Source organism: Brevundimonas naejangsanensis (assembly GCF_003627995.1).
Taxonomy (GTDB): domain Bacteria; phylum Pseudomonadota; class Alphaproteobacteria; order Caulobacterales; family Caulobacteraceae; genus Brevundimonas; species Brevundimonas naejangsanensis_B.
Genome location: NZ_CP032707.1, coordinates 1,447,951 through 1,461,411 on the forward strand (window position 1 = coordinate 1,447,951; position 13,461 = coordinate 1,461,411).

The 13,461-nt window shown below is 70.1% G+C and carries 11 protein-coding genes; 6 read left to right on the top strand and 5 right to left on the bottom strand.

Going from position 1 to position 13,461, the window contains the following annotated elements:
• Positions 1 to 43: 43 nt before the first annotated feature.
• From D8I30_RS06815 to D8I30_RS06840, 6 genes are all read left to right on the top strand, one after another.
• Positions 44 to 1,381, top strand: coding sequence for an NAD(P)/FAD-dependent oxidoreductase (locus D8I30_RS06815; RefSeq protein WP_121482071.1), 1,338 nt, complete (start codon positions 44 to 46; stop codon positions 1,379 to 1,381).
• Positions 1,378 to 2,181 (top strand): DUF1365 domain-containing protein, encoded by an 804-nt coding sequence (locus tag D8I30_RS06820; RefSeq protein ID WP_121482072.1) that lies wholly within the window; start codon positions 1,378 to 1,380, stop codon positions 2,179 to 2,181. The genes D8I30_RS06815 and D8I30_RS06820 overlap by 4 nt, the downstream gene beginning before the upstream one ends.
• A complete protein-coding gene (locus D8I30_RS06825; protein ID WP_346426490.1) occupies positions 2,171 to 3,634 on the top strand; it encodes a cryptochrome/photolyase family protein in 1,464 nt (487 codons plus the stop codon). The genes D8I30_RS06820 and D8I30_RS06825 overlap by 11 nt, the downstream gene beginning before the upstream one ends.
• A 31-nt stretch (positions 3,635 to 3,665) precedes the next feature.
• Positions 3,666 to 4,892: an SAM-dependent methyltransferase gene (locus tag D8I30_RS06830; protein WP_121482073.1), complete on the top strand. Its 1,227-nt coding sequence runs from the start codon at positions 3,666 to 3,668 to the stop codon at positions 4,890 to 4,892.
• Positions 4,893 to 4,919: 27 nt separating this feature from the next.
• Entirely contained in the window at positions 4,920 to 5,477 is a 558-nt protein-coding gene (locus tag D8I30_RS06835; RefSeq protein ID WP_121482074.1) for a lipocalin family protein, read from the top strand.
• Between the two features lie 101 nt (positions 5,478 to 5,578).
• On the top strand, positions 5,579 to 6,340 hold the full coding sequence (locus D8I30_RS06840) for a DUF3313 family protein (protein WP_162938825.1): 762 nt from the start codon (positions 5,579 to 5,581) through the stop codon (positions 6,338 to 6,340).
• A gap of 361 nt (positions 6,341 to 6,701) precedes the next feature.
• On the opposite strand, the gene D8I30_RS06850 is transcribed toward D8I30_RS06840, so the two are convergent.
• Genes D8I30_RS06850 through D8I30_RS06870 form a run of 5 tightly spaced genes read right to left on the bottom strand, consistent with a single transcriptional unit; the run spans position 6,702 to position 13,450 of the window.
• A complete protein-coding gene (locus D8I30_RS06850; protein ID WP_121482077.1) occupies positions 6,702 to 7,799 on the bottom strand; it encodes a serine hydrolase domain-containing protein in 1,098 nt (365 codons plus the stop codon).
• Positions 7,796 to 9,961 (bottom strand): M3 family metallopeptidase, encoded by a 2,166-nt coding sequence (locus D8I30_RS06855; protein ID WP_121482078.1) that lies wholly within the window; start codon positions 9,959 to 9,961, stop codon positions 7,796 to 7,798. The genes D8I30_RS06850 and D8I30_RS06855 overlap by 4 nt, the downstream gene beginning before the upstream one ends.
• A gap of 26 nt (positions 9,962 to 9,987) precedes the next feature.
• Positions 9,988 to 10,461, bottom strand: a complete 474-nt coding sequence (locus D8I30_RS06860; RefSeq protein ID WP_162938826.1) for a YybH family protein — start codon at positions 10,459 to 10,461, stop codon at positions 9,988 to 9,990.
• Between the two features lie 11 nt (positions 10,462 to 10,472).
• Positions 10,473 to 11,372 (bottom strand): GNAT family N-acetyltransferase, encoded by a 900-nt coding sequence (locus tag D8I30_RS06865; RefSeq protein ID WP_121482080.1) that lies wholly within the window; start codon positions 11,370 to 11,372, stop codon positions 10,473 to 10,475.
• On the bottom strand, positions 11,369 to 13,450 hold the full coding sequence (locus D8I30_RS06870; protein WP_121482081.1) for an alkaline phosphatase D family protein: 2,082 nt from the start codon (positions 13,448 to 13,450) through the stop codon (positions 11,369 to 11,371). The genes D8I30_RS06865 and D8I30_RS06870 overlap by 4 nt, the downstream gene beginning before the upstream one ends.
• Positions 13,451 to 13,461 lie beyond the last annotated feature (11 nt).

The following is a 13,461-nucleotide window of genomic DNA, read 5'->3' on the forward strand; positions in this document are numbered from 1 at the left end:
CAGGCTCGCATCCCTATCGGTCGCGGGCTTTGCCGGAGTTCCCATGTCGTCTTCCATCGCCGCCAGGTCCAATGCGCCCCTGAAGGTCGCCGTCGTGGGCTCGGGGATCGCCGCCCTGTCCTCGGCCTGGCTGCTGTCTCAGCGCCATCTGGTCACGGTCTATGAGAAGGCTGAACGGTTGGGCGGCCACTCCAATACGGTGACGGCGGGCGCGACGGGGGGCGAGGTTCCCGTCGACACGGGCTTCATCTGCTTCAACGACGCCACCTATCCCAACCTGATCGCCCTGTTCGAACATCTCGGGGTCCAGACCCGCGCCACCGACATGTCCTTCGCGGTCTCCCTGGACCAGGGGAGGTTCGAATACGCCGCGCCGGGCCTGTTCGCCCAGCGCCGCAACCTGCTGCGGCCGCGCTTCTGGTCGATGCTGGGGGAGATTCTGCGCTTCTATCGGCAGGCTCCGGTTGACCTGGCCGGGTTGACCGACCCGGAACTGACCCTGGGGGACTATCTGAAGCGCCAGGGGTTCAGCGAGGCCTTCCGGGACGATCACCTGCTGCCGATGGCGGCGGCTATCTGGTCCTCGCCGGCGCACACGCTGATGGACTATCCGGCCGAGGCCTTCATCCGGTTCTGCGGCAACCACGGCCTGCTCAAGCTGGTCGGCCGGCCGCTGTGGCGAACAGTCGAGGGCGGCAGCCGCGTCTATGTCGAGCGGCTGGCGCGGGCGATCTCGGACATCCGCCTGGACCGTGGCGTGACGGCGGTGCGCCGCACCGGCGAGGGCGTCATGGTCCATGACAGCCAGGGCGGCGCCGAGCGGTTCGACCATGTGGTCATCGGCGCCCATGCGGACCAGGCCCTGGCCATGCTGGCCGAGCCGACGGCGCAGGAAAGGGAGGTGCTGGGGGCCTTCCGCTACAGCCGAAACCTGACGGTGCTGCATACGGACAAGAGCCTGATGCCGCGTCGACGCCGCGTCTGGGCCAGCTGGAACTACATCGGCGCCGACGACGGCCTGTGCGTCACCTACTGGATGAACCGCCTCCAGGGGCTTCAGGGGCAGGACCTGTTCGTCACCCTGAACCCGCCGCGTCCGCCGCGTCCTGGCGCCCTGCTGCGCAGCGAACTTTACGAGCACCCCATCTTCACCCCCGCCGCCATCCACGCCCAGAAGCGGCTGTGGAGCCTGCAGGGGCATGGCGGCGTTTGGTTCTGCGGCGCCCATTTCGGCGCGGGATTCCACGAGGACGGCCTGCAGTCCGGCCTCGCCGTCGCCGAGCAATTGGGCGGCGTGCGCCGGCCGTGGGCGGTCGAGAACGAGAGCGGACGCATTCATCTGCCGTCGTCCGCGCCCAGCGTGCTTGAGGCGGCGGCGTGACCCAGGCTTCGGCCCTTTATCGCGGGGGCGTCACGCACAGGCGGCTGCGGCCGCGGGACCATCGGCTGAACTACCGCGTGTTCTGGCTGTTGCTGGACCTGGCCGAGATCGACGCCCTGGATCGGCGGCTGCGCCTGTTCTCGCGCAATCGCTTCAACCTGCTGTCCTTCCACGACCGGGATCACGGCGACGGCTCGGGCGCGGCGCTGCGGCCGCAGATCGAGGCCTTTCTCGGCCGGGCTGGGATCGACATAGGCGACGGACACGTTCGCTTGCTGACCATGCCGCGCGTGCTGGGCTACGTCTTCAATCCGATCAGCCTCTACTACTGTCATCATGCCGACGGCCGGCTGGCGGCGGTGGTCTATGAGGTGACCAGCACCTTCGGCGTGCGGCATGCCTATGTCATTCCGGTCCCGGCCGAGGATCAGGCGGCGGGCCTGATCCGACAGGGCGCGGCCAAGGCCCTCTATGTCTCGCCCTTCATGGGGATGGAGATGGACTATGAGTTTCGCGGCCACGCGCCGGGCGAGCGCCTGGACCTGACCATCGACGGCCTCGACGGCGAGGGCGTGCTGATCACGGCCGCCATGGCGGGCGAACGCCGCGCCCTGACCGACGCGAACCTATTGTCGGCGGCCGCCGCCATCCCGTTCTTGACGTTCAAGGTCATGGCCGCCATCCACTGGGAGGCGCTGAAGCTTTGGCTCAAGCGGGTTCCGCTGACCCGACAGCCGCCGCCGGCCTGGGACCCGGTCACGATCCAGCGTCAAGCGCGCGAGAGCCGTCTTGGTCGCTGACGCCATGCGCCCGGTCATCCTGTGGTTTCGTCGCGACCTGAGGCTGGGCGACAATCCGGCCCTGGCCGCCGCGATCGACACCGGGCGGCCGATCCTGCCGGTCTATATCCTCGACGAGGGCGGCGAAGGGCGTCGACCCGGCGCCGCCTCCCGGTGGTGGCTGGACAAGTCGTTGCGCGCCCTCGACGTCGCGCTGCGTCGCCGCGGCGGCCGGCTCATCCTGCGGCGCGGCGACAGCGAGGCTGAACTGCGCCGCCTGATCGACCAGACGGGCGCCGACCAGGTCTTCATGAACCGCCGGTTCGAGCCGGAGGCCTTCATCCGCGACGCCGACATCGCCCACGCCCTGAAGGCCGAGGGTATCGCCTGCCATGGCTTCAACGGCAGCCTGCTGGCCCGGCCGGGCGCCGTGCTGACCGGCGCTGGAAAGCCCTACCGGGTGTTCACCCCCTTCCTGAAGGCGCTGCTCCAGGCCGCGCCCGACAGGCTGGCGACGCCCGCGCCCGAGACCCTGGCCACGCCCGAGGGCCTGGCCGGCGAGGACATCGACGCCTGGGGTCTGCACCCGACCGCGCCCGATTGGTCGCAAGGCTTCGACTGGACGCCGGGCGAGGCGGGCGCCGCCGCGGCCCTGTCCGCCTTCATCGAGGGCGGCCTGGCGGACTACGCCGTCGGCCGGGATGTTCCGGGGCGCCGGGGCACCTCGCGCCTGTCGCCGCACCTGCACTGGGGCGAGATCAGTCCGCGCAGCGTGGTGCGGGCTGTGCGCGCCGCCGCCGCCCAGGGCCGCGTCGCCCCCGCCCAGGCGGACAAGTTCGTCGCCGAGATCGGCTGGCGCGAGTTCTCGGCCCATCTGCTGCATCAGTTCCCCTACATGGCCGAGCGCGCCTTCCGGCCCGAGTTCGACGCCATGCCGTGGCGGACCGACCCCGAGGGGCTGGCGGCGTGGAAGAAGGGGCGCACCGGCTATCCGCTGGTCGATGCGGGGATGCGGGAGTTGTGGGCGACCGGCTGGATGCACAACCGCGTGCGGATGGTGGCCGCCTCCTTCCTGGTCAAGCATCTGCTGATCGACTGGCGCGAGGGCGAGGCCTGGTTCTGGGACACCTTGGTGGACGCCGACCTGGCCAGCAATGTGCAGAACTGGCAGTGGGTCGCCGGGTCCGGCGCCGACGCCGCGCCCTATTTCCGCATCTTCAATCCGGTGGCCCAGGGCGAGAAGTTCGACCCCGCCGGGCGCTATGTCCGCCGCTGGGTTCCCGAACTCCGGGCGTTGCCGGGCCGCTGGCTGCACGCCCCCTGGACCGCGCCCGCCGCCGTCCAGGCCGAGGCCGGGGTGAGGCTGGGGCGCACCTATCCCCGGCCGATCGTGGATCACGCAGCGGCGCGGGCGCGGGCCCTGGACGCCTTGAAAGCGATCGCCGCGCGGTCCCTGGACGAGGAAGCGCTATGATCCGTTCCCGCATAAGAGGCCTTGTGACGCCATGACCACGACCTTCTACGGCGGCCAGAAGGAGAAGCGGGCGAACTCGTCCGTCCTCGACCTGCTGCTGCGCCTGCTGTCCTCGAACTGGACCTGGGGACGGCTGACCCTCGTCCTGCCCGACCGGACGAATCGACAGTTGCACGGCCGGACGCCCGGGCACGCGGCCGTTCTGGTGATCCGCGATGCGCGCTTCGCCGCCCGCGTGCTGAGGAGCGGCGATATCGGCTTCGCCGAGGGCTATATGGCCGGGGAGTGGGACACGCCGGACCTGGCGGTTCTGCTTGAGACCCTGGTCAACAACTACGACCACATTCGCCGCCTGTTCGACGGCAATCCGCTGGTGAACGCGATCAACTGGTTGGGCCACCGGCTGAACAGGAACAGCCGTCGCGGATCGCGCCGCAACATCCACGCCCACTACGATCTCGGCAACGCCTTCTATTGCGCCTGGTTGGACCCTTCGATGACCTATTCCTCGGCGCGGTTCGAACGCCCGGACCAGCCGTTGCAGGAGGCGCAACGGGCCAAGTATGCCTCCCTGGCCCGGCTTATGGAACTGCAGCCAGGCCACAGCGTGCTGGAGATCGGCTGCGGCTGGGGCGGCTTCGCCGAGTTCGCCGCGCGCGAGGTCGGCGCCGCCGTCACCGGGGTGACCATCTCGCGCGAGCAGCATGACTATGCGCGCCGCCGGATGTTCGAGGCCGGCCTGGCCGAACGCGCGGACATACGCCTGATCGACTACCGCGATGTCGAGGGTCGTTTCGACCGGGTCGCTTCGATCGAGATGTTCGAAGCCGTGGGGCGCGAATACTGGCCGACCTATTTTCAGAAGGTGCGCGACGTCCTCAAGCCGGGCGGGCGCGCGGGCTTGCAGATCATCACCATACAGGACGCGCTGTTTGACGAGTACGACTCGCGAACCGACTTCATCCAGAAGTATGTCTTCCCAGGAGGCTCCCTGCCGTCGGAGGCGCGGATGGCGTCGGTGGTCGCGAGAGCGGGCCTGAACCAGACGGCCGTGGAACGCTTCGGCTTGGATTACGCTGACACCCTGGCCGAATGGATGCGCCGGTTCGACGCCGGCTGGACCGAAATCCGCAGGAACAGCGAGACGTTCGATGATCGTTTTCGTCGTCTCTGGCGTTTCTACCTCGCCTACTGCGAAGCCGGCTTCCGGTCTGGGCGGACGGACGTGATCCAGATCGCCCTGGATCGAGCCGTCTGAATTCTTCCCTGGATCGTGGAGCCGACCATGAGTCTCAAACGCACCTCATTCGTCCTTCTGATCGCGGCGACCTCGATCGCGACACTGTCCGCTTGCGCCACCCTGCAGCGCGGCCCAGTCGGCAATTCGGCTGTCCCTCAACCCGCCAAGGCCGTGGACCTGAACCGCTACGCCGGGCTTTGGTACGAGATCGGGCGTTATGAGAACGGCTTCGAACGGGGCTGCGAAGCGGTGACGGCGGAATACGGTCTGCGTGACGACGGCCTGGTCAGCGTGCTGAACACCTGCCGCCAGGGCGGCGTCGACGGCCCCGTGAAGACGGCGCAGGGCAGGGCCAAGGTCGTCGTCGGCGCCGACAACGCCAAGCTCAAGGTCTCCTTCTTCGGCCCCTTCTACCTCGGCGATTATTGGGTGCTGGACCGGGCAGACGACTATTCGTGGTCGATTGTAGGCGAACCCTCGGGCCGCTATCTCTGGCTGCTGAGCAGGGCCGCCCAGCCGCCTGCCCAGACGCGCGCTACCATCCTGGAGCACACGAAGGCGCTCGGCTATGATCTCTCTCTCGTGCGTGAAACCCGACACTAGGGCCTGCGCCGTGATCCAACGCCTCTCCTGCGGCGTAATCCCTCCAAAGCACGAGGGGTCGAATGGTTTGCGGAATTGCGCGACTTGCGACGGCGGCGGGTTTGGCGGCGACGGTGGGCGCCTGCGCCACCGCCGAGGTCCAGCCCGGGTCGGGCTTTCTGTCCACCTATGAGGGCCTTGAGCCGCGCACCGATGTCGTGCGGGCGTCGGTGTTGCAGCGCCGTAATGAGACGCTGGCCTCCACGGTCGCCCGCATCTGGGTGGCGCCAGCCGAGCTCTTCGGTGTCGCGGACCCAGCGCTCTCCGACGACGAGCAGCAGATGGTGCTGTCGGAAGTCGACCGCCAGCTCTGCTATGAGCTGAGCGAACGGTTCGAGATCGCCGAGCAGCAGGATCCCCAGGCCGGGACGGTCCGAGTGGGCGTGACCCACATCCGGGCCACCCATCAGGCCGGATCCGCCGCCGCGGCGGTCGCCAACTTCTTCATTCCCGGCCCGATCAAGGTTCGGACGCCGGGCGGCATGGGCGGGCTCGGAGCTGAGGCCGAGTTGCTGACGCCGGACGGACGCCAGGCGGCGGCCATCGTTTGGCGGCGGGACGCCATGGTGGTCGGAACGGACAAGCCTTCGCTCTCGCGGATCGGCGACGCACACCAGCTTGCAGAACCCTTGGGCGATATGGTCGCGGACGCTCTGGCGCCCGAAGACCGGGAGACGCGCGCGACGCCTTCGCCGGATCCGTGCCGGCGGTTCGGGCCTCGGATCCGACCCGAAGGTTTCATCGCGGGGATAGCCACGGGCCTCTACCAGCCCGAGTTGAGCGGTGGCCGGTCGGTCAAGCCTGAGGGAGGCGGACCGCAGTAACCCCGACCGGAAGGTCTCCCGCTGCGGCTGGGCCGGGCTGATAGCTGATAGCCGGCAAGAAAGGTTCTCACCGCGTGTCGGGCCGCGTCGTCCCGCGACACGGCTGCTGGGGCTCCGAAGAACCGCGGCTTGATCCAGCAAACCCTTGAGATGCAGGGCGGCGTGGCCTTCACCAAGGACCTGGCGGTCCCCTCAGGCTCGGCTACCGGACGGCGGGACGGCGAGCACACGCGCGCGCATCTCCGGATCTTGGAGCGGAGGGGTGGCGATGGCGACCGCCCCACCTGTGAGCCGCCGCGTGGCCGATTCTAAGGCAGGGTGAGTCGGCCTCGCGCCAAGAGCGGCACGGTTCGGTCGTTGTTCAGCGGCCTTCCTCTCCGGTGCAGCGTGAAGCCGGAATGAAGCCGTCGATCTGAGCCTGAACCTGTTTGTCCAGGGCGCGGTAGCCGTCCTGATTCACGGTGACGCCCGCGACGGCGACGCCCTTGGCCGGGCTGTAGTAGGCGACGGTGCCCCAGAAGCCGGAGTGCCAATAGGCCTGGACCTGCCCCTCGCCGTAGGCCATCAGCCCCATGCGGTAGTGGTCGCCGCCGGGGTGGGCGCCGGGCCGCGTCATCTCGGCGAGGGTCTCGGGTCGGGCGAAGATGCGGCCCTCGAACAGGGCGGCCATGAAGCGGGCCATGTCGCGCGCCGACATCACCAGGCCGCCGCCGCCGTACAGGTCCATGGAGGCGTCGATGCCGGTGGCCTCGCGTTCGCCCAGGAACTGGCGGGCGCGGGCGGGCGCGGTTTCCGGCTGCGGCTCCATGATCTCCCACCAGGTGGAGGCCAGGCCCAGGCGGTCCAGGCCCAGCTGGTCGCGCACGGCGTCGGCTAGATTCTGTCCGGTGATCCGCTCGATGATGTCGCCGAGCAGGATGTAGCCGGTGTCGGAATAGAGGAATTTCTCGCCAGGTTCTCCCTGGGGGCCAGCGTAGCTCATCGACAACCGCACCAGGTCCTCGCGCGACCAGCGCCGCTTGGGATCGCCGAACAGGGTCTGGGTGAAGCGCGGGTCCGAGCCGTGGTCATAAAGGCCCGCGCTGTGGGTCAGCAGATGACGCACCGTGATCCGGCCTGTGTCGTAGCCACGCTCCCGCAACAGGGCGTCCAGCTGGGGGTCGATCAGGCCCGTGATCGGCGCCTCCAGGTCCAGCCGCCCCTGCTCCCACAGGCGCAGGGCCGTAGCGGCGGTGAAGGTCTTGGTGTTGCTGGCGATGCGCAGGGGCGTGTCGACCGTCATCGGACGGCCGGCGTCCGCGTCGGCCAGGCCGACGGCGGCGCTCCGGCCCTGGGGCAGGCAGCGCCCCTCCAGATGAACGGCGGAGGGACGGGGCAGGGCGGCGACGGCCGCCTGCAGCTCCGCCTCGGCGGGCGAGGCGGTCAGCAGGGTCGCGGCGGCGAGGACGGCCAGGCTCATGCGAACCCCCGCTTGCGCAGCAGGGCCGCCGGATCGGCGTCGCGCCCCATCAGCATGCGATAGGTCTCGGCCGGATCGCGGCTGTTCCCGACCTTCAGGGCGATGTCGTAGTAGCGGCGCGACAGTTCGGGATCGAAGAAGCCGCCCGGGGCCTTGGCGAAGCGCTCGCCCGCGTCGGCCACCAGGGTGTCGGCCCACAGATAGGCGTAGTAGCCCGCCGAATAGCTGTCGGAGGCGAAGATGTGGCCGAAGTGCGGGCTGCGGTGGCGCATGACCAGTTCGTCCGGCAGGCCGATCTCGGCCAGCACCGCCTTCTCGAAGGCGGCCGGGTCCGACGGCGGCGTCTCGGCCAGGTGGTAGCGCATGTCGACGATGGCGCTGGCCAGGAACTCGACCGTGGCGAAGCCCTGGTTGAAGTGGCGGGCGCGCTCGACCTTGTCCATCAGCTCGGTCGGCATGGGGCGGCCGGTCTCGTGGTGCAGGGCGAAACGGCTGAGGATCTGCCGGTCCGACAGCCACAGCTCCCACATCTGCGAGGGGAACTCGAGGAAGTCGCCCGGCACATTGGTGCCCGAGACGGACGGATAGGCGACGTCCGAGGCCAGGCCGTGCATGCCGTGGCCGAACTCGTGGAACAGGGTGGTGGCGTCGTCCCAGGAGATCAGCGCCGGGCGGCCCGGCGCCGGCTTCACGAAGTTCTCGTTGTTGGAGACCACGGGGGCCACGGCGCCGGCGAAGCGCTCCTGGCTGCGAATCTGAGTCATCCAGGCGCCCGAGCGCTTGCCGCTGCGGGCGAAGGGGTCGAAGTAGAAGTAGCCGACGTGACGGCCTTGCGCGTCCCTGACCTGCCAGGCGGTGACGTCGGGGTGATAGACGGGCAGGTCGGCCGCGACGATGGTCCAGCCGAAGTTGCGGCCCACGGCCCAGAACATGGCCTCGCGCAGCTTGTCTAGCTGCAGATAGGCCTTCACCTCGCCCTCATCGAGGTCGTAGCGCGCCTTGCGCACCTTCTCCTGATAGTAGCGGTAGTCCCAGGGCGCGATCTTGATCCCGGCGCCTTGGCTGTCGGCCAGGGCCTGCATGTCGCGGACCTCTTCGTGGACGCGGGCGACGGCGGGGCGCCAGACCTGCTCCAGCAAGGTCATGGCGCGCTTGGGCGTCTGGGCCATGGTGTTGTGCAGGCGCATGTGGGCGTGGGTCGGGTGGCCCAGCAGGCCCGCCCGCTCGTGGCGCAGCTTCAGGATGTCGGCGATCAGCGCCTTGTTGTCGTTCGCGTCGCCGTTGTCGCCGCGCATGATGAAGGCGGTCCAGACGCGGCGACGCAGGTCGCGGTCGTCGGCGTAGGTCAGCACCGGATCGACCGAGGAGCGGGTGTTGACGATGGCCCAGCGCCCCTTGAGTCCGCGCTCCTCGGCGGCCATGGCCAGGGCGTCGATGAAGGCGTCGGGCAGGCCGCGCAGGGCCGCGCGGTCGTCGACGACGATCCAGGTCTCCTCGTCCGCCAGCAGGTTGCGGCGGAAGGCGGTGAATTTCTGCGACAGTTCCTGGCTGATCTCGCCGACCCGGATGCGGGCCGCGGGCGACAGTTCGGCGCCGCCGCGGATGAAGTCGGTGCGGTGCAGCCAGACGACGCGCTGCTGCTCCGGCGTCAGGTTCGACGTCTCGCGCGTCGCCTCCACCGCCTTGATGCGGGCGTAGAGGGCGGCGTTCTGGTTGATGGCGTTGGCGTGGGCGGCGAACAGGGCCTCCAGTTCTGCCTGGACGGCGCGGAACTCGGGCGTGGACAGGCTGGACGACAGGACGCCATAGATCGTCCCCGCCCGCTCCAGCGCGCGGCCCGAGGCCTCATAGGCGGCCACGGTGTTGTCGAAGGTCGGGGCGGCCCGGTTGGCCGTGATGCGGTCGATGTTGGCCAGCTGGTCCTTCATGGCTTGGACCAGGGCGGGCTTCAGGTGCTCGACCTTGACCTTGTCCCACGGCGGAACCCCGCCGTTCGGGCCGGGCCAGGGGGCATAGACCGGGTTGCCGGCCAAGGCGGCGGCGTCGCGCACGAAGGTCACGCCGCCGATCGAGGCCACGCTGGGTCGGGCGGTCAGGAACAGGGAGGCGGCGGCCGAGGCGGTCAGAAGGCCGCGCCGCGACAGGGCGGGGGAAGTCGTCATGAAGGTCTCCGGGGAATGCGACGCGATCAGGCCTTGGCCGTGCGCGTGTCGGGCGTCAGTTGTTCGAAGGTCAGCCGCCAGCGCCCCTCGGCGCGGCGGAACAGGTTGATCCCCTGGCCGCCTCCGCTCAGGGGCCGGCCGTCGGCCAGGGTGCCGCGATAGCTGTAGCGAAAGGCGCAGGCGGCGGCGTCGGGGCCGTCGATCAGCCATTCGGGATCGGTCATCTCATAGACCTCGTCCGGCAGGATGGACCAGGTGCGCTCGAAACCGGCGCGCACGGCGGCGATGCCTTCCTCGCGCCGGTCCGAGAAGACGAAGACGGCGTCGGGGGCGATGACATGGCGTTCCAGCAGGTCGAAGTCGTGGCTGTTGATCAGGCCGCGATACAGCTGGAACACCCCTTCGGCCCAACGGTCGTCGGGGCCGCGCGCGGCGACCCGCGTGGCGGGCAGCAGGGCGGCGCCGGCAAGGGCCAGGGTCAGGCGGCGATCAAGGTTCATCAGGGGCTCCATCAGGCGTAGGCGGCCAGGACGTCCTCGTGCCGCGCCGAACCGGCGGTGGCGCGGCCGAGCCGCAGCATTTCGTATCTCTGGATGCGCGGGGCGGCGCCGAACCGCCGGAAGGTCTGGGCGATAGGCGATTCCGCGGGTTCGTCGCCCAGGCTCAGGCGGCGGCCGCGCGTGCGCGTGGCCAGGGACGCCACCAGGGCCTCAGCCGCGCGGTCGTCCTCGGCCGCGGCGTCGATCAGCCGCGACACCCCGCCCGAGGTCAGCTCGACGGCGTAGGCGGCGATGCGGCTTTCGTGGCTCCAGCCGAGGATGGTCAGGCGGTCGCGCTCCACGGCCCGCATCACGCCGCCGATCTCGCGCTGCCAGGGCGCGGCGCTGGCGCCGACGTGCAGGCGGCGATGCAGGGCCGGCAATTGATCGGGTTGAAGCACGACCAGGGGGTCCGCTCCGCCTCGGCCGACCGCCGGGCTGTTGAAGCTGAACAGGCGTCGCCGGTCGATGAAGCCCGCCGTGGCGTAGAGGCGGCGCGCGCGATTGGCGGCCATCACCTCCAGCCGCATGGCGCGGACCCCGGCGTCTTCAAGCTCGCGGCACTGATGCCGCATCAGGGCTAGGCCGACCCCCGTGCGGCGATGCGAGTCGATCACCCCGAAGCCGCCGATCCAGGCCGCGTCGGCAGTCCGCGCGGACAGCGACAGGCCCACCGGCGCATCGTCGACGACGGCGATCTGCGACAGGCGCAGATCGATGCCCGACAGGGCGATGAATCGGCCCAGCTCGTCCTCGGTGAAGGGGAGGGGAACAGGATAGTTGGCGTAAACCTCGCGCCACAGCAGGGTCAGTTCGCCCAGCGGCAGGGCGTCGGCCGGATGAAAACGGAGGGAGGGATTGCGCGTGCTCATGCGGTGGCGTCCAGCTCCAGGACCAGGGGTGCATGGCCCTCCTGGCGGATGCGCTCCAGCCGGGGCGTCTGGCCGGGGGACCAGGCGGGTAGGCGATGGGCCACGCGATAGGCCAGGGGGATGCCGGCCTCGCCCTCGGCCGGGCGCTGGGGGCGCGGCGTGGCGACGAACTCGACCTCCAGGGCATCATGTGAGGCGACGACGACGGCGTAGCCGTGGCCGCCCAGGTCGGCGAAGGCCAGGTGCGGCGCGACCTCGGGATTGGAGACGGCCAGGGCGTCCTCAACCCGGCCGGTCGCCTTCAGGGCGTAGCAGGCGCGCACGCCGTGGCGCACCGCCAGGTTCATGGCCGGCTGCACCGGCCCGCCCTCGGCCGGGCGGTGCAGATAGGCGGGCGACAGCGGCCGGTCCAGCGGCAGGGCGGCCTCCGCCGCCTCGAAACTGGACGGGGTCGATATCGAGCCGACCACGAACTCGGCCGCCGTCGGGCGATAGGCGCGCGGCGGCAGGTCCGGCGACAGCAGGCCGGCGAAGAAGCTGTGGCGGTCCCCGACCAGGGTCGCCACATTGGTCACGCCCTGAGCTTCGAGAAAGGCCAGCAGTTCGCGTCGCTCGGCCGGATAGCCGCACCAGTCGTCCGTGCCGTAGAGGCCATAGCCCTCGGACGGCCAGTCGGCCTCGACCCCCTCGGGCAGGTTCTGCCAGTCGGTGCGCCGGTGCAGCATGCCGACCGAATTGCCCCACAGCTTCCAGCGCGCGGTCGAGCCGGTCAGCCGCTCCTTCAGCCACTGTTTCTGGCGGGCGCCCAGCATGCTGCCGGGAGAGGCGTCGCGGCGTGGGTTGGGCAAGTCCTGACCGCCGAAGCGGATCGTTTCGGGCGCGCCGCCGGGCAGGGCGCGGCCCGCGTCCAGGACCTCGACCGCATCCTGGGCCGCGTACCAGGGGAAGCCGCGCACGGCGAAGGGGGCGGCGTCCGCCCGCTCGGCCGCCGCCTGCGAGCGGAAGGAGCGATTGTCGGTCAGGATCAGCTCGACATTGGCGCCCCAGCGCAGGGCGCGGTTGATCTGCAGGCTGTTGATCGCCGCCTGATTGTCCGCCTGGTGCGACAGGCCGTCGGCGTCGAAATCGGTCAGCGGCGCGTCCTTCACCGTCGGCGGCAGGAAGCGCTCCAGCCCCTGGGTGGCGCCGCGCACGCGGGCGGGGATGTATTCGAACCAGGCCTGGTTGGCCGCCGCCTTCAGGCTCTGGGCCGGGCGCGATCCGTCGTAGTTGATCTGGCTCTGCCAGCAGCGGTTCGAGAACTCGTGATTGTCCCAAACGCAGATGAAAGGCCACAGGGCGCGCGCGTCCTGGATGTCGGGGTCGGCCAGATAGGCCTGATAGACATGGCGATAGTCGGCCACGGTGGTCGGGACCTGGATGGTCCCGACGCGGGCGCCGGTCGGCAGGGGGCCGATCTCGCGCACCGTGCGCCCCTGCAGGGTCGGCTGGTCCTTGGGCGACCAGATCATCTCATAGATGAAGTCGCCCAGATGCAGGACGAAACGCAGGCGCTCGGCCTCGGGCTTGTCCGCGTCTTCGGCGATCATGCGCCGATAGGGCGTGGCGTAGCCCAGGTTGATGTTCTGGCAGCTGACGAAGGCGAAGCGGGCGGCCGCGGCGTCGTCCTCGTTCGGGGCGGTGAAGGTGCGGCCCGTGCGGCTGGCCGCGCCGTCGGCGTCGATGAAGCGGTACCAGTAGGCCCGTCCCGGCTTCAGCCCGGCGACCAGCGCCCGGCAGGTCCAGTCGGCGGCTTCCAGCGGCGTGACCGAGGCCCGGGCGACGACGCGGCGGAAGCCCTCGTCCTCGGCCGTCTCGACGGTCAGGGCGCCGCCGTCCCGACCCGCGACCGGCGGTCGGCGTGTCCACAGGATGACGCTGTCCGGCTGCGGGTCGCCCGAGGCCACGCCCTGGGGGAAGCGCTCGGGCGCCGGCCGCACGACCCGCGATCCGGCGCGGACGGGACCGGCCATGACCAGGGCGGCCCCGAAGGAGGCCGCGGCGGCGGCCAGGAATTCACGACGGTCGGCAGCAGGCATTGTCAGGGAAC